Source organism: Coralloluteibacterium thermophilum (genome assembly GCF_042654365.1).
Taxonomy (GTDB): domain Bacteria; phylum Pseudomonadota; class Gammaproteobacteria; order Xanthomonadales; family Xanthomonadaceae; genus Coralloluteibacterium; species Coralloluteibacterium thermophilum.
In genome coordinates, this window is record NZ_JBHSGG010000001.1 from 34957 (window position 1) to 55808 (window position 20852).

Sequence of the window (20852 nt, forward strand, 5' to 3'; positions counted from 1 at the left end):
GTCGTCAGAACCCGAAGGCGAGGAAGCCGCCGTCGATGGCCAGGCACTGCCCGGTGACGTAGCCCGCGGCGGGCAGGCAGAGAAAGGCCACCGCCGCCGCGACCTCGTCCGGCTCGCCGATGCGCCGCAGCGGCGTGCGCGCCAGCACCTCGTCGTGGTAGTCGGGATCGGCCAGCGCCCCTGCCGTGCGGCGGGTGCGGATGTACCAGGGGGCGACCGCGTTAACGCGGATGCCGTCCGCGCCCCACTCCGCCGCGAGGTTGCGGGTGAGCTGGTGCAGGGCGGCCTTGCTCATGCCGTAGGGCGCGCCGGTGCGCACGTGGGTCGCGCCCGAGACCGAACCGACGTTCACGATGGCCGGCACGTCGCTCTGCACCAGCAGCGGGTAGGCGAACCGGCAGATCTCGAAGGCGCTGAAGAGGTTGGTCTCGAAGATCGCGCGCCACTCGTCCTCGGCGTAGTCCACAGCGGCGCGCACGAGGTTGCCGCCGACGTTGTTGACCACCACGTCGAGGCCGCAGTCGAGGTCCTCGATCCAGTCGAACAGCTCGCGCCGCTGCTCGCCGTCGGCGAGGTCCGCGGCGAAGGCGTGCACGCTGCGCTCGGGATGCGCGGTCTCGAGATCGTCGGCGGCGGCGTCGAGCTGCGCCTGGTCGCGCGCCACGAGCACCACGTCGGCGCCGAACCCCATGAGCGCCTGTGCCGCGGCGAGGCCGATGCCGGCGCTCGCGCCGGTCACCAGTGCGGTACAGCCGTCCAGTCGCCAGCGTGCGTCGCTCATTCCAGCCTCTCCTCCGCGCGGCGACGTGCCGCGCACGGACCCGTGGCTAGGATAGCCCGCCCGTCCTCCCGAGGAGCCGCCGATGCCCCGCCTCGTCCCGCTCGTCCTGATCGCGCTCGCCACCACCGCCTGCACGGCACCGCCGGCCGACGACGCCGACCGGCCCGTCGAACCGCGCAGCGAGGCCGCGCCCGGAGCCGCCGGCGACTGAGCCGCCCGCTCGAACGACGACGCCCGGCACGGGGCCGGGCGTCGCGTGGGCACTGCGTCCTCGTCGTCAGAGTTCGCAGAAGCAGTGGGCGAGGATGCTGAAGGGCTGGCCCTCGCCGCGGCTGCCCTGCAGCCAGCCGAAGTCGCGCTGCACCTGGGCGCCGATGTCGTCGGCGCCGAGCAGGCCGGCGATGCCGGTGGCCTGCACCAGGGCCCGCGCCTGGGCGCTGCGCCCCATGTCCGACAGCAGCTTCTGGAACGGGGTCAGCGGCTTCTCGATGTAGTTCACGCGGTAGGCGTCCTGCTCCAGGCCGGCCAGCTCGCCGGCACGCGCCAGCGCGTCGCGCAGGCCGCCCAGCTCGTCCACCAGCCCGCGCTCGTGCGCCTGCGCGCCGCTCCACACCCGGCCGCGCGCCACCGCGTCGATCTGCTCGACGCTGCGCCCGCGCGCCTCGGCCACCTTGCCGGTGAAGTCGCGGTAGCCCTTCTCGATGATGGTCTGCACGTACTGGGCGAAACCCGGATCGAGCGGCGTGGACGGATCCATGGCGGCGGCCCAGCGCGTGGTGCCGACGCCGTCGGCGTGCACGCCGATCTTCGCCAGGGTCTCGGGGAAGGTCATGAACAGCCCGAAGATGCCGATCGAGCCGGTGATGGTCGAGGGGTCGGCGTAGATCGCGTCGGCGTTCATCGAGATCCAGTAGCCGCCGGACGCGGCGACGCCGCCCATCGAGACGACCACGGGCTTGCCCTCGGCCTTGAGCAGCTCGACCTCGCGGCGGATCTGCTCGGAGGCGAACACCTCGCCGCCCGGGGAATCTACGCGCAGCACGACCGCCTTGACGTTCTCGTCCTCGCGCGCCTGGCGCAGCAGCTTGGAGGTGGACTCGCCGCCGACGCCGCCCGGGGGCTGCTCGCCGCCGCTGATCGCGCCCTGCGCGACCACCACGCCGACGGTGTCGCGGGTGCCGCGCGGCTGCGCGTCGCGCTCGGCACGGGCGAGATAGTCGTCCAGGCCGACCTGGCGGAAGGTGTGGTTGTCGGTGTCCTCGGCACCCAGCTCGATCAGCTCGCGCCGCACTTCGTCCATGGTCTTGAGGCCGTCGACCAGGCCGTCCTCGAGCGCAAGGCGGGCGGTGTCGCCGCCGAGCGCGGCGAGCCGCTCCGGCAGCATGTCGATGCCCACCCGCAGGTGCCCGACGTCGAGCCCGCGCGCCTCGGCCACCTCGGCGAGGTAGCGGTCCCAGAGGTCGCCCATCCAGTAGAGGTCGGCCTCCTTCGCCTCCGGCGAGGCCGCATCGAGCACGTAGGGCTCGGCCGCCGACTTGTACTCGCCCACCTTGAACAGGTGCACGTCGATGCCGAGCTTGTCCTCCAGCGCCTCGCGGTAGTACAGGCGGTTGCCGCCCAGGCCGCGCAGGAACACGTCGCCGAAGGGATGCAGGTAGACGGTGTCGGCCTGCGCGGCGAGGTAGTAGCCGGTCTGGCCGAGGCTGTCGCCGTAGGCGACGACCTGCTTGCCGGTCTCGCGGAACTCGCGCAGCGCGGCGCCCACCTCGCGCAGCGCGGCCAGGCTGGCCGAACTCAGCTTGTCGGTGCGCAGGAAGATGCGCGCGATCCGGTCGTCGTCCTTCGCCGCCTCGATCGCGCGGAGCACGTCGCGCAGCTGCACTTCCTTGACCTCGCCGCCGCTCATGCGCGCCAGCGCGCGCGAGGCGGGGTCCGCGGAGAACTGCTCGACCAGGGCGCCTTCCGGCGCGATCACCAGCGCGGTGTCCGCCTGCAGCGGCGCGCTGCCGCGGCTGCCGACGACCACGCCGACGATGACGGCGAGGACCAGCAGCACGAAGAGATTGAGCATGAGCAGGCTGAAGAAGCTCAGCACGCTCCAGATACCGCCGAAGAAGCGCCGGACCGGACCCGGACGACGTTCGTTCATGTGGGACAACTCCATGGTCGAGGCGGGCAGGATACCCCTGCCTCCGCGGCAGGCCCACGCCCACAGGTCATGCGGGGCGCCGCCCCGCGGCGAAGGCGGCGACGCTGCGCCTGCAGCGCGTCGAGAGCATCACCGCCGCGGCGGAGAGGCCGACGATCAGGCCGCACCACAGGCCCGGTGCGCCCCAGCCCAGGCCGACCCCGAGCAGGGCGCCGAGCGGCAGGCCCAGGCACCAGTAGGCGACCAGCGCGAGCAGCATCGGCACGCGGGTGTCCTTGAGCCCGCGCAGCGCACCGGCGGAGAGCACCTGGATGCCGTCGGGGAACTGGAACATCGCCGCGTACAGCATCAGGGTCGCGGCCAGCGAGGCGACCGCGGCGTCGCGCGTGTACACCCCGGTGATGGCCTCGTTGCCGAGGAACAGGAGCGCGCCGGAGACGAGCTGGGTGCCGATCACCAGCACGTAGCCGGCCCGCACCGCGGCGCGCAGCCCCTCCGCGTCGCCGGCGCCCGCCGCGCGCCCCACCCGCACCGTCGTCGCCTCCGCCAGCCCCATCGGCACCATGAAGCACAGCGTCGCCACGCTGATGGCGATCTGGTGCGCCGCGGTCTGCACCGCGCCGAGGTGTGCGATCAGGAAGGTGGTCGCGACGAACAGGCTGCCCTCCATGAACACGGTGATGCCGATCGGCAGGCCGAGCCGCAGGAGGCTGCCGATGCGTGCGGCGCTCGGCGCGTCGAAGCGCGCGAACAGGCCGAGGTGGGCGAAGCGCGCGGTCCGCGCGAGGTAGAAGCCGAAACCGAGCGCCTGCAGCCAGACCATCGACGCGGTGGCGTAGCCCAGGCCCGCCGCGCCCAGCGCCGGCAGGCCGCCCAGCCCGAACATCAGCGCGTAGCCGAGCGGCGCCAGCACGCCCAGGCCGGCGAAGCCGAACACCATCGTCGGCAGGGTCCAGCCGAGGCCCTCGCTGGTGTAGCGCATGCACAGGTAGAGCGCGAGCGCCGGCGCGCCCCAGCGCGCGCCGCGCAGGAAGGCCGCCGCGGCGGGACGGATCTCGGGATCGACCCCGAGCGGCGCCAGCATCCAGGCGGCCGCGCTCAGCAGCGCGAACAGGGCCAGGCCGAGCCCGGCGGCGAGCCACAGGGCCTGCCGGAACACCGGCCCGATCTCGTCCTCGCGGCCGGCGCCGACGAGCTGCGAGATCGACGGCGGCACCGCGAGCAGGGTGCCGACCAGCACCAGCACGACGATCGACCAGAACGCGTTCCCCACGGTCACACCGGCCTGGCTCACGGTCCCGTGCATGCCGGCCAGCACGGTGTCCACGAAGCCGATCAGGCCGGTCGCAAGGTGGCCGAGGATGAGCGGCAGCGCGAGCAGCGCGGTCGTGCGCAGCTCGCGGGCGCGGGCGGGAGAAGACATCGGGACGATCCGGAAGCCGGCGCGCACCGGCGATGCGCCGGTGGCGGTGCGGCCGGCCATTCTAGGGCGCGCCGGGCACTTTGAGATGGCAGGCGTGGACATGGCACGCTCCGGACGGGCGGCCCCTCCTCCCCTGCGGGGTCGGGCCGAGGATGCCGCGGCCAGGGGAGGCCGCCATTGCCGGAGGGAGACGATGACCAGCACGCCCGCCACCGCCGCTCCTGGCGCCGACACGGGGTCTGCCGCCGTGGCGCAGCCGCACTGCGCGAACTGCGGCACGGCCCTGCTCGGCGAGCACTGCCACGTCTGCGGCCAGCCCGTGCGCGGCCTGGTGCGCCACTTCTCGTCGATCGTCGGCGACTTCTTCGACTCGGTGTTCGAGCTCGACTCGCGCATCCTCAACACCGTCGCGCCGCTGTTCTTCCGCCCCGGGCACCTGTCCACCGAGTACTTCGCCGGCCGCCGCGTGCGCTACGTCAGCCCGGTGCGGCTGTTCGTGTTCCTGAGCATCCTGACCTTCTTCGTCGCGCGGCTGAGCATGAGCTTCGACGGCGACGCCGCGGCGGGCAGCGACGCCGGCGTCGGCATGCACGGCGCCTTCGCCTCGGCCACCACACCCGAGGAAGTGGAGCGGATCCGCAGGCAGGCCCTGGAGGAACTGTCCGCCGCGCGCCGCGAAGCCGCATCCGTGCCCGGCGTCGCGACCGCCCTGGACACCGCAGGGCAGCGCATCGACCGCGGTGCCCGCGCCCGCCTCGCGCAGCTCGGCGCGGCGGATCCAGGCGCGGACGGCGCCGGCCCCGCCCCGGGCAGAACGCCGGCCCCGCTGCCGATCCGCTTCGGCGACGGCGATGACTGGAACCCGGTGGACAACCCCATCGAGGTGGAAGGGCTGCCGGCCTTCGCCAACGGCTGGCTCAACCGCCAGGTCGCGCGCGCGCAGAGGAACCTGCAGCGCATCGGCCAGGAGCCGGACGCCTACAAGGACGCCCTGCTGGGCGCGATCCCGACCACCCTGTTCGTGCTGCTGCCGATCTTCGCGCTGATGCTGAAGACGGCCTACCTGTTCAAGCGCAGGCTGTACATGGAGCACCTGATCGTGGCCCTGCACAGCCACGCCTTCATCTGCATGGCGATCCTCGCCCTGCTGCTCGTCTACGCCCTGCAGGCGTGGCTGGCGCCGACGTGGCCGGCGGTGGGGACCCTGCTCTCCTGGGTACTGGCGGCGATCTACGTCTGGATCCCGCTCTACCTGCTGATCGCGCAGAAGCGCGTCTACGGGCAGGGCTGGCCGGCGACCCTGCTCAAGTACGCCGCGATCGGCCTCGTCTACCTCGTGCTGCTGTCCATGGGCCTCGGCGTGGCGACCGTCACCAGCCTGGTCCGGATGTAGCCCCGGCAGCCCGCGTCACTGCCCGCCGGCGCGGCTGCGCACCAGCGCCGCGCGCGCGTCCGGCTCGGCCGCGAGCAGGTCGCGGCGCAGGGCCTCGCGCTGGCTGGCCGAAAGCCGGCGCGCCAGGCCGGAGAACGTCTCGCGGGTCTCGGGCGGCAGCGCCCGCAGCATCTCGAGGGTCGCGTCGCGCTCCTCCACGGGCACGAAGGCGAACAGCGGCCGCAGGCCGGAGAACCACTGCCCGACCTCGGGACCGAGCCGCCACGCGGTGCGGGCGTCGGGATCGAGCGCCTCGAAGGCCGCCTGCAGGGCTTCGCGCCGCGCCTCGGGCAACGCGAGGTAGGCGCGCTCGGTGTCGAGCAGGCGCTGGCGCTCGGCCGGCTCCAGCGCCTCCCAGTCGGCGTAGCGCCCGCGCAGCTGCGCCCGTTCGCCCGGCGGCAGCTCGGCGAAGGCCTCGGCGCGGGTGCGGTAGGCGGCCCGCTCCGCGGGGGTCATCGCCGCCCAGCGCCGGGCGTTGTCGGCGAGCTGGGCGCGGGCCGGCTCCGGCAGCGCGTTCCAGCTCGACCGCCATGGCGCCAGCACCTCGCGGAGGGCCGGGTCGAGCGCGGTCCAGGGCACGGCCGCGAGGCCGACGGCGGGCAGCAGGGCGAGCGCGAGCAGGCCACGCAGGCGGCGACGCAGGCGGGGTTCACTGCGACGCATCGGCGGCCTCCGTCGCCAGGTCCGCCCCTTCCGCGGCGTACCAGCTGAAGAAGTCCAGCCGCTGCGCGATGCGCGCACCGTCCGGGTCGGCATGCATGGCGAAGTCCGGGTCGGCGAGCAGCTCGGCCTCGGGCGGCAGAGTCCGCGCCGGCAGCGGTGCCTCCGGCAGCGCCTGGCTCACGCCGGGCGCGAGACCGGGCACGCGCTCGCGCGGCAGGAAGGTCGCCGCCAGCGCCAGCAGGACCGCGGCGAAGGCGATCCACAGCACGACGAGCAGGCCGCGGCGCCGGGAGGAGGAGGTCGCGGGTCGCGCCGCGGCCGGCGGCGCCGGGGGCGTGCGGCCGCGCGCGATGTCCTCCCGCATCTGCGCCAGATGGGCGCGGATCGGCTCGGGCAGCGCCTTGACGCGCGCGTGCAGCGCGTCGCGCAGCGCGAACAGGGCCGCGTCGGACGCGCCGTCCGCGCGGCCGCGCAGCGTCTCCATGGCCCGCGCCAGCGCGTGCCGGTAGGCCTGCTCGGAGACCCCGAGCGCACGCGCGGCCGGGCCCAGCTCCAGGCCCCCGACCAACCGCAGCAGGAGGGCGGCCCGGGGCCCGGCGGTGATCGCGCCCAGCACGTCGGCCTCGGGCGGGGCATCGCTGCCGGCCGCGAAGCCCCGCAGTTGGGGCTGGGCGATCAGGCGCGCCCAGAAAGCCAGCGACCAGTCCGCCAGCGCGAGCGTGCCGGCGCGGGCCCGCAGCTCGACCAGGGCCTGGGCCAGCGCCTGGTGGGCACGCGCGGCGTCCCCGCACTGGCTTTCGGCGAACACGTAGCCGCGGCGCTCCACCCCGCGCACGAAGGCAGCGAAGGCGGCAGGCGAAACGGAACCGGCGGGCGGAGCGGACGGCGTGGGGGGCATGGGGTCGGCGGGGCGGCGGCCCAGGGATTCTAGAGGGTGCCGAGCGCCGGGGGCACGCCGCAGGGCGCGGGCCGCCGCCTCGCTGGCCCGGCGCCCCCGTACACCCTCCGTACCCGGGCGGATCGCGCTTGACAGGCGCCGAAAATCCGCTCTTCCAGGCGGGGCGCGGCCTGCCACCGCCATCACGTTGTACACAAGCGCGCAGGCGCCGCACCGCAACAGGCCTGCGCGACCCGTTCACCGATCGGCAACACACCCGTCACAGCCAAGCTGTTGATTCTTATGCACAAATGCAGCTTGGTCACTTTTTCGCCAAGTTGAGGAAGGGCCCACGGCAAGGCCGCTCCCGCCGGTTCTCCTCCCGGGATCCACAAACTTATCCACAGATCGTGTGGATAACAGGGAATCTCCCCCGGGGGCGGCGACTTGCGGGTGCTTCCTCATTCCCCGGGCAACAAGACCGTGCAAGTCGCAGGGCTCCCCCACGCCGCGGCGCCGGCGGGACGGCCCAGGCCCTTTCCGTCGCCGGGGCTCCTAGACTGTCGGCATGAGTCCGCCCCCGCGCCCCTGCCTGCGCGTCGCCCTGCCGGTTCCCCTGCCCCAGCTCTTCGACTACCTGCCGCCCGAGGGAGTCGAGGCCGGGCCGCGGCTGGCCGGCTGCCGGGTGCGCGTGCCCTTCGGGCAAAGCGAGCGCGTCGGCATCGTCGTCGACACCGGTCCCGCACCCGCGACAGTGGACCCGCAGGCCCTGCGGCGCGCCCTGGCGGTCCTCGACGACGCGCCCCTGCTGGCGGGCGAGCTGGCGGAGACCCTGGCCTGGGTGGCGCGCTACTACCACGAGCCGCTGGGCGAGGTCGTCGCCACGGCCCTGCCGGGCCCCCTGCGCGCCGGCGACCCCCTGCCCGAGACGACCCCGTTCGGATGGCGCCTGACCGAGGCCGGGCAACTCGCCCGCCCCCGGCTGCGCGCCGGTACCCGCCCGGCCGCGTTCGCGGACCGGCTGGGCACGGAGACCGTGGCCGAGGCCGTGCTCGACGCCGACCTGCCCGGCTGGCGCAGCGCGGCCCGCGCGCTCGGGGGGCGCGGCCACGCCGAGCGCGTCGCCCTGGACGGCGCCACGGGGGCGACGGCCGCCCGGCCGCCTCCGCCGCTGCACCCGGAGCAGGCCGAGGCCGCGTCCCTGGTGCGGGCGCACCTGGACGGATTCGCGCCCATCCTGCTGGAGGGCGTCACCGGCAGCGGCAAGACCGAGGTCTATCTCGACGCCATCGCCGCCTGCCTCGCCCGCGGTCGCCAGGCGCTGGTGCTGGTGCCGGAGATCGGGCTGACGCCGCAGACGCTGGCGCGCTTCCGCAGCCGGCTGGGCATCCCCGTGCACGCGCTGCACTCCGGCCTCGCCGACGGCGAACGGGCGGCGGCCTGGGCGGCCTGCGCGCGGGGCCAGGCGCGCGTGGTGGTGGGCACCCGCTCGGCGGTCTTCGTGCCGTTGCCGGAGGCGGGACTGATCGTGGTGGACGAGGAGCACGACGCCTCGTACAAGCAGCAGGACGGCGTGCGCTACCACGCCCGGGACGTCGCCCTGGTGCGCGCGCGCGCGCTGGGCGTGCCGGTGGTGCTGGGCAGCGCGACGCCCTCGCTGGAGTCGCTGCACAACGCCCTGGCCGGGCGCTACCTGCACGCCCGCCTGACCCGGCGCGCAGGCGGCGCCACCGCGCCCGCGGTGCGCGTGATCGACGTGCGCAAGCGCCGCCTGGAGGCCGGGCTGTCGGAGGAACTCCTGCAGGCGCTGGACGACACGCTCGCGCGCGGCGAGCAGGCACTGGTGTTCAAGAACCGCCGCGGCTATGCGCCGGTCCTGCTGTGCCACGACTGCGGCTGGAGCGCGCAGTGCCGGCGCTGCGACGCGCCGATGACCGTGCACGCGCGCGGCGGCCGGCTGATCTGCCACCACTGCGGCGCCCGCGCCGCCGCGCCGCGCGCCTGCCCGGACTGCGGCAGCCTCGCGCTGCAGCCACAGGGTGCAGGCACCGAACGCATCGACGACGCGCTCGCCGCCCGCTTTCCCGAGGCGCTGCGCCTGCGCATCGACCGCGGGACGACCCGGCGCCGCGATGCCCTGGAGCGGCATCTCGCCGAGTTCGGGGAGCGGCCCGGCATCCTGGTCGGCACGCAGATGCTGGCCAAGGGCCACGACCTTCCGCAGCTCACCCGGGTGGCCGTGGTCGGCGTGGACGAGGGGCTGCACAGCTCGGACTTCCGTGCGCCGGAGCGGCTCGCGCAGTTGCTGATCCAGGTCGCCGGGCGCGCCGGCCGCGCGCAGCGCAAGGGCGAGGTGCTGCTGCAGACCCATCACCCGGACCACCCCCTGCTCGCGACCCTGCTCGCGGGCGGCTATCCGGCCTTCGCGGCGCTGGAGCTGGCCGACCGCGAGGCCGCCGGCCTGCCGCCCTACGCGCACATGGTGCTGCTGCGCGCCGAGGCGGCCGACGAGGCCGCGCCGCGGGCCTTCCTCGGCGAGGCGCGCGAGGCGCTGCACGCGGATGCGGAGGCGCGCGGCGTCGCCCTCGACGTCCACGGCCCGCTGCCCGCGCCGATGGCCCGGCGCGCCGGCCGCGCGCGCGCCCAGCTGCTGCTGTCCGCACGCAGCCGCCCCGCCCTGCACGCCGTGCTCGACGCGTGGGTGCCGCGCCTCTACGGCCTGCCCTCGGTGCGCCGGGTACGCTGGTCCATCGACGTCGACCCGCAGGACCTGTACTGACATGACCACCCCCACCGGCACGCTCGCGCCGCCCATCGGCGGCCTGCTGGAGTCCGCGCTCTACGTGGACGACATGGCGCGCTCGCGCCGCTTCTTCGAGGAAGTGCTGGGCCTGCGCGCCATGGCCGCGGGCGAGCGCCTGGTGGCCTACGACGCGGGAGCCGGCGGCGTGCTGCTGGTGTTCCCGCGCGGCGGCGCACGCGCGGACGTGCGCACGGAGGACGGGCTCATCCCCGGCCACGACGGCAGCGGGCCGCTGCACATGGCGTTCGCGATCGCGGAGGACGACTACGCGCCCTGGCTCGCTCGCCTGCGGGCGCACGGCGTGCCGATCCGCGGCGAGATGCGCTGGGAGCGCGGCGGCCGCAGCGTCTACTTCGAGGATCCGGACGGACACGTGCTGGAGCTGGCCACGCCCGGGCTCTGGCCGAACCGCTGAGCCCGGCGCGCCCTTCATCGCGCCTCCTCCGGCACCGTGCCAGGGTGCCCGCATGCCTGCACACACTGACGTCCCCACCCTGTCCCGGCAGCCCCACGTGGTCGTGGTCGGCGGCGGCTTCGGAGGGCTCTCGGCGGCGCGGGGCCTCGCCGGCGCCCCGGTCCGCGTCACCCTGGTCGACCGCAGCAACCACCACCTGTTCCAGCCGCTGCTCTACCAGGTGGCGACGGCGGCGCTGGACAGCGCCTCGGTGGCGATGCCGCTGCGCCGCCTGTTCCGCCGCCAGCGCAACGCCACCGTCCTGCTCGCCGAGGTCGAACGCATCGACCCCGGCCTGCGCCGGCTCCACCTGGAAGGCGGCGGCAGCCTGGACTACGACATCCTCGTGCTCGCCAGCGGCGCGACCCACGCCTACTTCGGCAACGACCACTGGGCGCCCTGGGCGCCGGGCCTGAAGACCCTCGACGACGCCCTGGGCATCCGCCGGCGGGTGCTGATGGCCTTCGAGGCCGCCGAACGCGAGCCGGATCCGGAGAAGCGCCGCGCCTGGCTCAATCTCGCCGTCATCGGCGCCGGCCCGACCGGCGCGGAGCTCGCCGGCGCGCTCGCCGAGATCGCGCGCCACGCCCTGCGCGACGAGTTCCGCAACATCGATCCCGCCAGCGCCCGGATCTGCCTGATCGAGGCCGGGCCGCGCGTGCTCGGCACCTATTCCGAACGCCTGTCCGCCTCCGCCCGGCGCCAGCTCGAACGCCTGGGCGTGGAGGTGCAGACCGGCTGCAAGGTCACCGGCATCGACGCCGACGGCGTGCACTTCGAGGGCCGGCCGAGCCTCGCCGCGCGCACCGTGCTGTGGGGCGCCGGCGTCGCGGCCTCGCCCCTCGGCGCCTGCCTGCCGGCCGAGCGCGACCGCGCCGGCCGCGTGCGGGTGCGGCCGGACCTGACCGTGCCCGGGCATCCGGAGCTGTACGTGATCGGCGATCTCGCGGCCCTGGAACAGGACGGCACGCCGGTGCCGGGCATCGCGCCGGCGGCCAAGCAGATGGGGCAGTACGTCGCCCGCGCCGTCCGTGCGCGCATCGACGGCCGCGACCCGCCTCCGTTCCGCTACCGGCACTACGGCAGCATGGCGACGCTGGGCCGGCGGCACGCCATCGCCGAGTTCCACGGCCGCGAGCTGACCGGCACCCTGGCGTGGTGGACCTGGCTGCTGGCCCACATCTACTTCCTCATCGGCTTCCGCAACCGCCTCGTGGTGATGCTGGACTGGGCCTGGGCCTACTGGTCGCACCGCCGCAACGCGCGGATCATCTTCGGCGAGCCGCCGGGCGTGGTCCCGCCCGACGCGCCGCCCGGCGGGGAGGCGCTGCCGGCGGTGGAGGATGCGCAGGAGGTCGGCGCCGCCCCCGGCAAGGACGACCCCGCCGCGGCGTGACCGCGCGGGCCGGAAACGGCGACGGCCCCCGAAGGGGCCGTCGTCGATCCGGACCGGGCGCTGCGGCTCAGGCCGCGAACAGCGCCCGCATCTTCTTGAGGGCGTTGGCCTCGATCTGGCGGATGCGCTCGGCGGAGACGCCGTACTCGTCGGCCAGCTCCTGCAGCGTGGTCTTGTTGTCCTCGTCCAGCCAGCGGCGCGCGATGATGTCGCGCGAACGCGGATCGAGCTCGGCCAGGCCGTCGCGCAGCAGTTCCAGCTTGCTGTCGGCGTCGCTCTCGCGCTCGTAGGCCATGGACGGGTCGTCCTGGTGGTCGACCAGGTAGGCCACCGGCGCCGGCGGAGCGTGGTCGTCGTCGCCGGCATCGGTCGGCGCGTCGAAGCCGACGTCGCGGCCCGACAGGCGCGCCTCCATCTCGAGCACCTCGCGCTCCTCGACGTTGAGGTCGCGGGCCACGGCGCGCACTTCCTCGGCGTTCATCCAGCCCAGGCGCTTCTTGGACTTGCGCAGGTTGAAGAACAGCTTGCGCTGCGCCTTGGTGGTCGCGACCTTCACGATGCGCCAGTTCTTGAGGATGAACTCGTGCATCTCGGCGCGGATCCAGTGCACGGCGAAGCTCACCAGGCGCACGCCCATGTCGGGGTCGAAGCGCTTCACGGCCTTCATCAGGCCGATGTTGCCTTCCTGGATGAGGTCGCCGATCTGCAGCCCGTAGCCGCTGTAGCCACGGGCGACGTGGACGACGAAGCGCAGGTGCGCCATGACCAGGGCGCGCGCGGCGTCGAGGTTCTCGTGGTCCCGGTACTCGCGCGCGAGCGCCTGCTCCTCCTCGGCGCTCAGCATCGGCGCGCGGTTGACCGCGGCGATGTAGGCGTCGAGCGACCCGAGCGCGCTCGGAATCGGCAGGTTGTTGGCCACCAGGGCGGTGGAGACAGCGGCGGTCTGGTTCATAGGATCCGATCTTAGCAGTCGCGACATTTGAGTGCTAAACGCGCCGGAAGTTCCCCGGCGTTCCGCCCGTGGGTCTTGCGGCGGGGGCCACACGCAACACGTGCAGCCTACGCCTTCGACCGTCGCGGGGCGGTGCAGTGCGGCACCCATGGGCACAACACTGCATCCGCCCTCCGCGACGCCCGCTCAGACCACGGTCAGGGTCACGTCGATGTTCCCGCGCGTGGCGTTCGAGTAGGGGCAGACGACATGCGCCTTCTCCACCAGCGCCTCGGCCTGGGCGCGCTCCAGCCCCGGCAGGGCGATGCGCAGTTCGACCTCGATGCCGAAACCGCTGGGGATCGGGCCGATCCCGACCTGCCCCTCGATCGAGGCGTCGGCCGGCAGCGCCACCTTCTCGCGGCCGGCGACGAACTTGAGCGCGCCGAGGAAGCAGGCGGCGTAGCCCGCGGCGAAGAGCTGTTCCGGATTGGTGCCGTCGCCGCCGGTGCCGCCCAGCTCGCGCGGCGTGCTGAGGCGGACGTCGAGGACGCCGTCGGAGGAGACGGCACGGCCGTCGCGGCCTCCGGTGGCGGTGGCCTGGGCGCGGTAGAGGATCTTCTCGATGGACATGGTGGCTCCTTGGGTGGATGAGGGTGGCGTTCGGAGAGCCCCGCGGCTGCCACCGGGCCGCGATGCCGCACGATTGAATCGTGCGCTACTTGAATGACCCGACTGCTCAGCGCCGCAGCAGCCTGTCCCGCAGCCGGTCGAGCTGCCGCTTGGTGGCCGCCAGTTCCTCGGCGGGGCAGTCGGCGGCGCAGAGCACGCCCGCCGGGACCGTCCTCGCACGCTCGCGCAGCGCGCGGCCGGCCTCGCTCAGGCTCACGACCACCTGCCGCTCGTCCTCGACCGCGCGCCGCCGGGAGACCAGGTCGGCGGCCTGCAACCGCTTGAGCAGCGGCGTGAGGGTGGCCGAATCCAGGAACAGCCGCTCGCCGATCTCGGAAACGGTCAGTCCGTCCCGTTCCCAGAGCACCAGCATCACCAGGTACTGGGGGTAGGTCAGTCCGAGTTCGCCGAGCAGCCCGCGGTAGACCTTGTTGAGCGCCAGGCTGGCGGAGTACAGCGAGAAGCAGAGCTGCTGGTCGAGCCGGAGCGGCAGATCGGCGGTGGCGGGGTCCGGGGCGTCCATGCGCCCATGATAGATAGCGCGCTATGCAATTGCAAGCGATACGTCCTCCGTCACGGAAAGCCGCGCCTTGCCGGCGCATGATGCGGAGCGGCCAAGGAGGAGACCCGCTCATGCTCGACATCGTGATCGACACCCGCTGCCACGACCTCGGGGGCTTCGAGGTCGGGCGGGTGCTGCCCTTCCGCGCGCGACGCATGGTCGGGCCGTTCATCTTCTTCGACCGGATGGGGCCGGCGCAGATGCCGCCGGGCATCCCGCGCGAGACCGACGTCCGCCCCCATCCGCACATCGGGCTCTCCACGATCACCTACCTGTTCGAGGGCGAGATGACCCACCGCGACAGCACCGGGGTCGAGCAGGTGATCCGCCCGGGGGCGCTGAACTGGATGACCGCCGGCCGCGGCATCAGCCATTCCGAGCGCTTCGACGGCCTGCGCGAGCGCGGCGGTCCGATGGACGGCATCCAGGCCTGGGTGGCGCTGCCGACCGAGGACGAGGAGACGGCGCCGGACTTCGCCCACCACCCCGCCGGGGCGCTGCCCGAATTCGGCGAGGGCGGCCTGTCTGCACGGCTGATCGCGGGCGAGGCCTACGGCCTGCGCAGCCCGGCCCGGACCCGCTCGCCGCTGTTCTACGTCCACGCCGAACTGGCCGACGGCGCGCGCATGGGCCTGCCCGAGGGCCACGCCGAGCGCGCCGTCTACGTCGCCCGTGGCGAGGTGGAGGTGGGCGGCGTGCGCTACCCGGAGGGGAAGATGCTGGTCTTCCGCGGCGGCGTCGCACCCACCCTGACCGCGGTGGGCGCGACGCGGCTGATGCTGCTGGGCGGCGAGCCCGTCGGCGCGCGGCACATCTGGTGGAACTTCGTGTCCTCGCGCCGGGACCGCATCGAGCAGGCCAAGGCCGACTGGGCGGCGGGCCGGATCCCGCTGCCGCCCATGGACCGGGACACCTTCATTCCCCTGCCGGAGGCGCAGGCACAGGCGCCGACCCCGAACCCGATGTCCTGAGCCGGGCGTGCCCGCCGACCGGCGCGGTCGGCGCCGCCGCCCCGGCACCCCGCCGGTTGAGCCAGAGCGCGAAGGCGGCCGCGGTGAAGAACATCAGCAGGCTGTAGACCGCCGCCGGCACCGACATCGCCGCATCCTGGAGCACGTTGAGCGCGATGAAGATGGCCAGCGTGCCGTTGTGGATGCCGATCTCCATCGAGATGGCGATGGCCTGCCCCCGCGGCAGGCGCAGCGCCCTCGGCGCGCCGTAGCCGACACCCATGCTGACGAGGTTGAACAGCAGGCAGGCCAGGCCGACGGCCGCCACGTGCGCGAGCAGCACCTGCCAGGACTGCGCGACCGCCGCCACGATCAGCAGCGCCAGCACCAGCACCGAGGCGACCCGGATCGGCCGTTCCGCGCGCGCCGCGAATCCGGGCGCGAGGCGCCGCAGGCCCATGCCGAGCGCGACCGGCAGCACGATGACCAGCGCCACCTCGACCACCTTCGACACCGGCGGCGGCACGTACTGTCCGCTGCCCATGAAGTAGCCCAGCGCCAGGTTGAGCACGATCGGCAGCGTGACCAGGCACAGCAGGCTGTTGATCGCGGTGAGCGTGATGTTCAGCGCGACGTCGCCGCGCGCGAGGTGGCTGTAGATGTTGGCGGTGGCGCCGCCGGGCGAGGCGGCCAGCAGCATCAGGCCCACCGCCAGCGCCGGCGGCAGGCCGAACAGCAGGGCCAGCGCGAAGGCCGCCCAGGGCAGCACCAGCACCTGCAGGGCCAGGCCCACCAGCACCGCACGCGGATACCGGGCGATGCGCCGGAAGTCCTCGCCGGCGAGGCCCAGGCCGAGGCCCAGCATGATGACGCCCAGCGCCAGGGGCAGCAGGACCGTGGTGAGCAGCGTCGCCTGCATGCCTCGCCTCGTCGTGACCGGATCGGACTCGCAGCATGCGCGGCAGGCTCCCGCGGCGCACGCCGCAGCGCACGAACGCCCTGCGCGTTCCGGCGACGCGGAACCGCGGGGCGCGCCCTAGCCCAGGCCCAGTTCCGCCCGCGGCGGCAGCCGCCAGTCGATCGCGCCGTGCCCGCGCGCCGTCAGCCAGCGGTTGGCCTTGGAGAAGTGGCCGCAGCCGATGAAGCCGCGATGCGCCGACAGCGGCGAGGGGTGCGGCGCCCGCAGCACGCAGTGCGCGGACAGATCGACGCGCCGCGCCTTGGCCTGGGCGTAGCTGCCCCACAGCATGAAGACCAGGTCCTTCCGCTCGCGCGCGAGCGTCTCCACGACGTGGTCGGTGAAGCCCTCCCAGCCGCGCCCCTGGTGGCTGCCGGCCTGCGCCGCCTGCACGGTCAGCACCGCGTTCAGCAGCAGCACGCCCTGGCGCGCCCAGGGCAGCAGGCAGCCGTGGTCCGGCCGGGGGATGCCGAGGTCGCGCTCGAGCTCGGCGTAGATGTTGTTGAGCGAGGGCGGCACCGGCACGCCCGGCAGCACCGAGAAGCTCAGGCCGTGCGCCTGCCCCGGCCCGTGGTAGGGGTCCTGGCCCAGCACCACCACCTTGACCTGCTCGAACGGCGTGGCGTCCAGCGCCGCGAAGATGCTCCCCGCCGGCGGGAAGATGCGCGTGCCGCGCGCCTTCTCGCTGCGCAGGAAGGCGGCCAGCGCCTGCATGTCCTCGCGCAGCAGATAGTCGCCGACCCGCGCCTTCCAGGACGCGTCCAGGCGCACCTGCTCCAGGCTCATGCCGCGGCCCGGGCCCGCCCGCGGGCCATCCGCGCCAGCCGCAGCTGGAACAGCAGCTTGGTGACCAGCAGGCGCTCCTCGATGGGCTTCTGCACGAGGTCGTTGGCCCCGGCGCGCAGCAGCGCGCTCTGGTTGCCGGGGTTGGCATCGCCGGTCATGACCACGACCGGCAGCAGCGACTTGTCGAGGCCGAAGTCCTCGCGCACCCGGCGCAGCAGGTCGCCGCCGCTGAGCGCGCCCTTCAGGTAGACGTCGGTCAGCACCACGTCGACCGGCGGCGCCTCCTCGGCGATGGCCGCCTGGATGCGCTCCAGCGCCTCCTCCGCGCTGATCGCGTGCACCACTTCGAGGCCGTGCCGCTGCAGCATCCGGCAGGTCGCCGTGGCCACCACACGGCTGTCCTCGACGTAGAGCACGCGGCCGTCGGGCTCCTGCTCGGGATGCACGTAGCCGCGGATGAAGGCCGCCAGCGCGCTGAAGCCCAGCGCCTTGTCGAAGTAGTCGGTGATGTCCGGGGTGAAGCTGCGCGCCTCGAGGTGCTCCTGTGCGTTGCCGGAGACCACGATGATCGGGACGTAGGCCTGGGTCGGGTGCTCGCGCACGCGGCGCGCCAGCTCGATGCCGTCCATGTCCGGCAGCGACAGCGAGGTGCTCACCAGGTGCACCGGCTTCTCGGCGATGGCCACGCAGGCGTCGATGCCGTTGTCGACGCCGACCACCTCGACGCCCGGCAGCTCCTTGCGCAGCACGCCCTCGATCATCCGCCGCACCACGCGGGAGCCATCGACGACGAGCACGCGCGGCGCGTCGGCGTCGAGATGCTGGAGCGTGGGCGCGGCATGCATGGCGGTGCGAGGTTCCCCTTCGGACGCGGCCGGGATCAGAGCTCGGCGGGACGCGTCCGGCGTAGATGATGCCCGCTCGCAAGCCGCGCGCCCACCCAGCCGAGCGCAACTGCGACGGCGAGCACAGTCAGGGCCCCGCCCCAGCCGGGTCCGTGCAGGGCGAACTCGCCCCCGTAGCTGGCCACCAGCGCGGACAGCGGGCGCTGCAGGGCCAGGCCGGCCGCGGCGAGCACGGCCAGCGCCAGCAGGCCCGCCGCGAGGCCGTACCAGGCGCCGAGGTAGAGGAAGGGCCGGCGCACGAAGCGGTCGGTCGCGCCCAGGAGCTGGAGCACGCCGATCTCCTCCGCGCGCGCGGCGATGTCCAGGCGGACGGTGTTGCCCACCACCAGCAGCACGCCGATGCCGAGCAGCAGCGCCACCACCGCGACCGCGCGCTCGCCGAAGTCGAGCCAGCGGTCCAGCCGCTCGCGCCACACCGCGTCGTGCTGCACCAGGTCGGCTTCCGGCAGGGCACGCAGCCGTTCGGCCAGCGCCGCGCCGCCGTCGGCCGCGGAGGCCGCCGGCACCACGGTCAGCACCGCCGGCAGCGGGTTGCCGTCGAGTGCGTCGAGCGCCGCCGCGAGGTCGCCCATCTGGCGGAACTCGGCGAGACCCTCCTCGGGCGTCTTCAGCACCACCGCCTCGACGTCGGACTGCGCGCGCAGTGCGTCGGCCAGCGCCGCGGCGCGCTCCGGCGCCACGTCGAGACGCAGGAAGACGCCGATCTCACGGGAGTCGCGCACGTGGCCGGAGAAGCGCTCGACGTTCTTGAGCGCCAGCCACAGCCCCAGCGGCAGCGCCAGGGCGATCGCCATCACGCCGACGGTCAGCAGGGTCGCCCAGGGGCGCTGGGCGATGCGCCCGAGGCTGGAGACCAGCCCGAAGACGTGCTGCTCGCGCCAGGCGCGCAGGCGCTCGCCGGCGCGCGCCCTGGGGACGCGCTCGCTGCGCGCCTTGTTGCGTGCCCCGCGGGGACTCATGCGGCGAGGTCCTCGGGCGCGATGTCGTCCACCAGGCGGCCGTGATCGAGGACCAGGACCCGCCGGCGCAGGCGCTTGATCAGGGCGAGGTCGTGGCTGGCGATCAGGACCGTCGTGCCCTGCGCCGGCAGCGAGGCGAACAGCTGCATGACCTCGGCGGCGAGCTGGGGGTCGAGATTGCCGGTCGGCTCGTCGGCGACCAGCAGCGGCGGCTGCGCCACCACCGCGCGGGCGATGCCCACGCGCTGCTGCTCGCCGGTGGACAGCTGCGCCGGCAGCGCGCGTTCGCGACCGCCCAGGCCCAGCTTCTCCAGGGTCACGCGCACGCGCTTGCCGATCTCGGCGCGCGGCACGCCCGCGATGACCAGCGGCAGCGCGACGTTGTCGAAGACGCTGCGGTCCGCGAGCAGGCGATGGTCCTGGAACACCGTGCCCACCCGGCGCCGGTGGTGCGGCACGCGGGCACCGCGCACCTGCGCGAGGTTGCGCTCGTCCACCAGCACGGCCCCGCGACTCGGCCGCTCGGACAGATGCACCAGCCGCAGCAGCGTGCTCTTGCCGGCACCGGAATGGCCGGTGATGAACAGCATCTCCCCGGCCTCGACGCTGAAGCTGACGTCCACTAGCGCCTCGTGTCCACCGGGATAGCGCTTGGCGACGCCATCGAAGCGCAGCAGGGTCATGGGGCGGACGGGGCGAAGGGCATGGGCGTGAGTTTAGCGGGCCCGCGGGGGAGGACGGGCAACGGGCCCGCCCGGGCTTGGGGCTTGGGGCTTGGGGCTTGGGGCTTGGGGCTTGGGGCTTGGGGCTCGGGGCCTGGGGCCTGGGCCTGGGCCTGGGGCTTAGGGCCTGGGGCTCGGGGGGCTTGGGGCGGGGCATGGGCTCGGAGATCGCGGGATGCGCCTACGCCCTACGCCCTATGCCCTGAGCCCTGTGCCCCGAACCCCACCCCCTCACCCCACCAACCGGTTCAACTCGAAGATCGGCAGCAGGACTGCGAGGACGATGAAGAGCACGGCGGCGCCGACTGCGAGGATGACGGCGGGGCCAAGGGCGGCGGTGGCGACGGAGAGGGTGGTGTCGAGCTCGCGCTCGAGCTGGTCTGCGGCAGCGTCGAGCATCTCGTCGAGGCGGCCGGCGCGCTCGCCGCTGGCGACCAGGCGCAGGGCGACCGCCGGAAAGCGCCCGTCGCGCGCCAGTGCCCGCGACAGCGGCAGGCCCTCGCGCACCTGGCGCGCGGCGTCCTCGAGGGCCGCGCGCAGGCTGGCGTTTGCGACGGTCGCGGTGGACAGGCGCAGGGCGTCGAGCAGCGGCACGGCGGCCGCTCCGAGCATGGCGAGGGTGCGGGCGAAGCGCGCGGTGTCGAGCGCGACCGCGAGCCGGCGCACGCCGGGGACCCGCAGCAGCAGGCGAGCGCGCCAGCCGGCGAAGCCCGGGCGGCGCCAGGTCGCCGCGAGCGCGGTCCCCGCCACGAGCGCCGCGCCGAGCAGCCAGGGCCAGCCTGCACGCAGCAGGTCGCTCGCGGCCATCAGCAGGCGCGTGGGCCACGGCAGGGCCTGCCCGCTGCGGGCGAACACGCCGGTCACCTCGGGCACGACGTAGAGCATCAGCCCCGCGACCACCAGCAGGGCGACCGCCAGCAGCAGGGCCGGATAGGCCAGCGCGCCCACCACCTTGCGACGCAGCGCGTCGCGAGACTCCAGGTGCGCCGCGAGCCGCAGCAGGACGCGGTCCAGGCGCCCGGAGCGCTCGCCGGCGGCGACCGATGCGCGATAGAGCGTGTCGAAGCTCTGCGGAAAACCATCGAGCGCCTGCGCGAGGGTCGCGCCTTCGCCGACCCGCGCGCGCAGCGCCAGGGCGATGGCGCGCCCCGGCCCCGTCGCGCCGTCGGCCAGCGCCGCCAGCGCCTCGTCCAGCGGCAGGCCGGCGCGGACCAGGGTCGCGAGCTGGCGCGTCAGCACCACCCGCCCGGCAGCGCCCAGGCGCGGCGCCCCCGGTACCCGCGCGCCGGCCGCGACGGGCTCGACCTCCAGCGGGATCAGCCCGCGCTCGCGCAGCAGGCTGCGCGCCGCCCGCGCGGTGTCCGCCTGCAGCACGCCGCGTTCGCTGCGGCCGGTGGCGTCGAGCGCCTGGAACTGGAAGGCCGGCATG

General features: G+C 74.4%; 20 protein-coding genes. 6 read left to right on the forward strand and 14 right to left on the reverse strand.

Going from position 1 to position 20852, the window contains the following annotated elements; genetic code table 11:
• Nucleotides 1-4: 4 nt before the first annotated feature.
• Nucleotides 5-781 (reverse strand): SDR family oxidoreductase, encoded by a 777-nt coding sequence (locus tag ACFO3Q_RS00195; RefSeq protein ID WP_377002483.1) that lies wholly within the window; start codon nt 779-781, stop codon nt 5-7.
• Between the two features lie 82 nt (nt 782-863).
• On the opposite strand from ACFO3Q_RS00195, the gene ACFO3Q_RS00200 reads away from it, so the two are divergent.
• Nucleotides 864-992, forward strand: a complete 129-nt coding sequence (locus ACFO3Q_RS00200; RefSeq protein ID WP_377002485.1) for a hypothetical protein — start codon at nt 864-866, stop codon at nt 990-992.
• 66 nt (nt 993-1058) lie between these two features.
• Here ACFO3Q_RS00200 and sppA read toward each other — a convergent pair whose 3' ends face one another.
• Both sppA and ACFO3Q_RS00210 read right to left on the reverse strand, forming a co-directional pair.
• Nucleotides 1059-2930 carry a signal peptide peptidase SppA gene (gene sppA, locus ACFO3Q_RS00205; protein WP_377002486.1) on the reverse strand — a complete coding sequence of 624 codons (1872 nt, stop codon included), beginning with the start codon at nt 2928-2930 and terminating at the stop codon, nt 1059-1061.
• A gap of 67 nt (nt 2931-2997) precedes the next feature.
• Nucleotides 2998-4353, reverse strand: a complete 1356-nt coding sequence (locus ACFO3Q_RS00210) for an MATE family efflux transporter (RefSeq protein WP_377002539.1) — start codon at nt 4351-4353, stop codon at nt 2998-3000.
• Between the two features lie 193 nt (nt 4354-4546).
• Here ACFO3Q_RS00210 and ACFO3Q_RS00215 point away from each other — a divergent pair, with 193 nt between their 5' ends.
• Nucleotides 4547-5746: a DUF3667 domain-containing protein gene (locus ACFO3Q_RS00215; RefSeq protein ID WP_377002487.1), complete on the forward strand. Its 1200-nt coding sequence runs from the start codon at nt 4547-4549 to the stop codon at nt 5744-5746.
• Between the two features lie 15 nt (nt 5747-5761).
• Here ACFO3Q_RS00215 and ACFO3Q_RS00220 read toward each other — a convergent pair whose 3' ends face one another.
• Entirely contained in the window at nt 5762-6448 is a 687-nt protein-coding gene (locus ACFO3Q_RS00220; RefSeq protein WP_377002488.1) for a DUF3106 domain-containing protein, read from the reverse strand.
• On the reverse strand, nt 6435-7346 hold the full coding sequence (locus ACFO3Q_RS00225; RefSeq protein WP_377002489.1) for an RNA polymerase sigma factor sigma-70 region 4 domain-containing protein: 912 nt from the start codon (nt 7344-7346) through the stop codon (nt 6435-6437). Before ACFO3Q_RS00225 ends, ACFO3Q_RS00220 begins: the two co-directional genes overlap by 14 nt.
• Before the next feature lie 547 nt (nt 7347-7893).
• Here ACFO3Q_RS00225 and ACFO3Q_RS00230 point away from each other — a divergent pair.
• The 3 genes from ACFO3Q_RS00230 (at nt 7894) to ACFO3Q_RS00240 (ending at nt 11978) form a co-directional block, all read left to right on the forward strand.
• A complete protein-coding gene (locus ACFO3Q_RS00230) occupies nt 7894-10104 on the forward strand; it encodes a primosomal protein N' (RefSeq protein ID WP_377002490.1) in 2211 nt (736 codons plus the stop codon).
• Nucleotide 10105: 1 nt separating this feature from the next.
• Nucleotides 10106-10543, forward strand: a complete 438-nt coding sequence (locus tag ACFO3Q_RS00235) for a VOC family protein (RefSeq protein ID WP_377002492.1) — start codon at nt 10106-10108, stop codon at nt 10541-10543.
• A 79-nt stretch (nt 10544-10622) separates the two neighbouring features.
• Nucleotides 10623-11978 (forward strand): NAD(P)/FAD-dependent oxidoreductase, encoded by a 1356-nt coding sequence (locus tag ACFO3Q_RS00240; protein WP_377002540.1) that lies wholly within the window; start codon nt 10623-10625, stop codon nt 11976-11978.
• A gap of 67 nt (nt 11979-12045) precedes the next feature.
• Here the strand turns inward: ACFO3Q_RS00240 and rpoH are convergent, their stop codons facing one another.
• From rpoH to ACFO3Q_RS00255, 3 genes are all read right to left on the reverse strand, one after another.
• On the reverse strand, nt 12046-12930 hold the full coding sequence (rpoH, locus tag ACFO3Q_RS00245) for an RNA polymerase sigma factor RpoH (protein WP_377002493.1): 885 nt from the start codon (nt 12928-12930) through the stop codon (nt 12046-12048).
• A 186-nt stretch (nt 12931-13116) separates the two neighbouring features.
• A complete protein-coding gene (locus ACFO3Q_RS00250; RefSeq protein ID WP_377002494.1) occupies nt 13117-13542 on the reverse strand; it encodes an organic hydroperoxide resistance protein in 426 nt (141 codons plus the stop codon).
• A 106-nt stretch (nt 13543-13648) separates the two neighbouring features.
• On the reverse strand, nt 13649-14104 hold the full coding sequence (locus ACFO3Q_RS00255) for a MarR family winged helix-turn-helix transcriptional regulator (protein WP_377002496.1): 456 nt from the start codon (nt 14102-14104) through the stop codon (nt 13649-13651).
• 110 nt (nt 14105-14214) lie between these two features.
• Here ACFO3Q_RS00255 and ACFO3Q_RS00260 point away from each other — a divergent pair, with 110 nt between their 5' ends.
• Nucleotides 14215-15114, forward strand: a complete 900-nt coding sequence (locus ACFO3Q_RS00260) for a pirin family protein (protein WP_377002497.1) — start codon at nt 14215-14217, stop codon at nt 15112-15114.
• Here the strand turns inward: ACFO3Q_RS00260 and ACFO3Q_RS00265 are convergent.
• From ACFO3Q_RS00265 to ACFO3Q_RS00290, 6 genes are all read right to left on the reverse strand, one after another.
• Nucleotides 15059-16012 carry a bile acid:sodium symporter family protein gene (locus ACFO3Q_RS00265; protein WP_377002499.1) on the reverse strand — a complete coding sequence of 318 codons (954 nt, stop codon included), beginning with the start codon at nt 16010-16012 and terminating at the stop codon, nt 15059-15061. The two genes, ACFO3Q_RS00260 and ACFO3Q_RS00265, sit on opposite strands and share 56 nt — an antisense overlap.
• Before the next feature lie 117 nt (nt 16013-16129).
• Nucleotides 16130-16837 carry a uracil-DNA glycosylase gene (gene ung, locus ACFO3Q_RS00270; protein WP_377002501.1) on the reverse strand — a complete coding sequence of 236 codons (708 nt, stop codon included), beginning with the start codon at nt 16835-16837 and terminating at the stop codon, nt 16130-16132.
• Nucleotides 16834-17682, reverse strand: coding sequence for a response regulator (locus ACFO3Q_RS00275; protein WP_377002502.1), 849 nt, complete (start codon nt 17680-17682; stop codon nt 16834-16836). Before ACFO3Q_RS00275 ends, ung begins: the two co-directional genes overlap by 4 nt.
• A 35-nt stretch (nt 17683-17717) precedes the next feature.
• The gene (gene ftsX, locus ACFO3Q_RS00280; RefSeq protein ID WP_377002504.1) at nt 17718-18701 is read right to left on the reverse strand and encodes a permease-like cell division protein FtsX; all 984 of its coding nucleotides are present in this window, start codon (nt 18699-18701) and stop codon (nt 17718-17720) included.
• Entirely contained in the window at nt 18698-19384 is a 687-nt protein-coding gene (gene ftsE, locus ACFO3Q_RS00285) for a cell division ATP-binding protein FtsE (protein WP_377002505.1), read from the reverse strand. The genes ftsX and ftsE overlap by 4 nt, the downstream gene beginning before the upstream one ends.
• Before the next feature lie 270 nt (nt 19385-19654).
• Nucleotides 19655-20851 carry a type II secretion system F family protein gene (locus ACFO3Q_RS00290; protein WP_377002507.1) on the reverse strand — a complete coding sequence of 399 codons (1197 nt, stop codon included), beginning with the start codon at nt 20849-20851 and terminating at the stop codon, nt 19655-19657.
• Between the last annotated feature and the right edge of the window lies 1 nt (nt 20852).

Bases quoted from the DNA above. Each gene is read 5' to 3' on its own strand.
- ACFO3Q_RS00250 (WP_377002494.1), bottom strand. From the start codon at position 13,542: ATGTCCATCGAGAAGATCCTCTACCGCGCCCAGGCCACCGCCACCGGA.
- ACFO3Q_RS00195 (WP_377002483.1), bottom strand. From the start codon at position 781: ATGAGCGACGCACGCTGGCGACTGGACGGCTGTACCGCACTGGTGACC.
- ACFO3Q_RS00210 (WP_377002539.1), bottom strand. From the start codon at position 4,353: ATGTCTTCTCCCGCCCGCGCCCGCGAGCTGCGCACGACCGCGCTGCTC.
- ACFO3Q_RS00265 (WP_377002499.1), bottom strand. From the start codon at position 16,012: ATGCAGGCGACGCTGCTCACCACGGTCCTGCTGCCCCTGGCGCTGGGC.
- ACFO3Q_RS00235 (WP_377002492.1), top strand. From the start codon at position 10,106: ATGACCACCCCCACCGGCACGCTCGCGCCGCCCATCGGCGGCCTGCTG.
- ACFO3Q_RS00275 (WP_377002502.1), bottom strand. From the start codon at position 17,682: ATGCATGCCGCGCCCACGCTCCAGCATCTCGACGCCGACGCGCCGCGC.
- ACFO3Q_RS00220 (WP_377002488.1), bottom strand. From the start codon at position 6,448: ATGCGTCGCAGTGAACCCCGCCTGCGTCGCCGCCTGCGTGGCCTGCTC.
- ACFO3Q_RS00225 (WP_377002489.1), bottom strand. From the start codon at position 7,346: ATGCCCCCCACGCCGTCCGCTCCGCCCGCCGGTTCCGTTTCGCCTGCC.
- ung (WP_377002501.1), bottom strand. From the start codon at position 16,837: ATGAGCCTGGAGCAGGTGCGCCTGGACGCGTCCTGGAAGGCGCGGGTC.
- ACFO3Q_RS00255 (WP_377002496.1), bottom strand. From the start codon at position 14,104: ATGGACGCCCCGGACCCCGCCACCGCCGATCTGCCGCTCCGGCTCGAC.
- rpoH (WP_377002493.1), bottom strand. From the start codon at position 12,930: ATGAACCAGACCGCCGCTGTCTCCACCGCCCTGGTGGCCAACAACCTG.
- ACFO3Q_RS00260 (WP_377002497.1), top strand. From the start codon at position 14,215: ATGCTCGACATCGTGATCGACACCCGCTGCCACGACCTCGGGGGCTTC.
- ftsX (WP_377002504.1), bottom strand. From the start codon at position 18,701: ATGAGTCCCCGCGGGGCACGCAACAAGGCGCGCAGCGAGCGCGTCCCC.
- sppA (WP_377002486.1), bottom strand. From the start codon at position 2,930: ATGAACGAACGTCGTCCGGGTCCGGTCCGGCGCTTCTTCGGCGGTATC.
- ACFO3Q_RS00215 (WP_377002487.1), top strand. From the start codon at position 4,547: ATGACCAGCACGCCCGCCACCGCCGCTCCTGGCGCCGACACGGGGTCT.
- ACFO3Q_RS00200 (WP_377002485.1), top strand. From the start codon at position 864: ATGCCCCGCCTCGTCCCGCTCGTCCTGATCGCGCTCGCCACCACCGCC.
- ftsE (WP_377002505.1), bottom strand. From the start codon at position 19,384: ATGACCCTGCTGCGCTTCGATGGCGTCGCCAAGCGCTATCCCGGTGGA.
- ACFO3Q_RS00230 (WP_377002490.1), top strand. From the start codon at position 7,894: ATGAGTCCGCCCCCGCGCCCCTGCCTGCGCGTCGCCCTGCCGGTTCCC.
- ACFO3Q_RS00290 (WP_377002507.1), bottom strand. From the start codon at position 20,851: ATGCCGGCCTTCCAGTTCCAGGCGCTCGACGCCACCGGCCGCAGCGAA.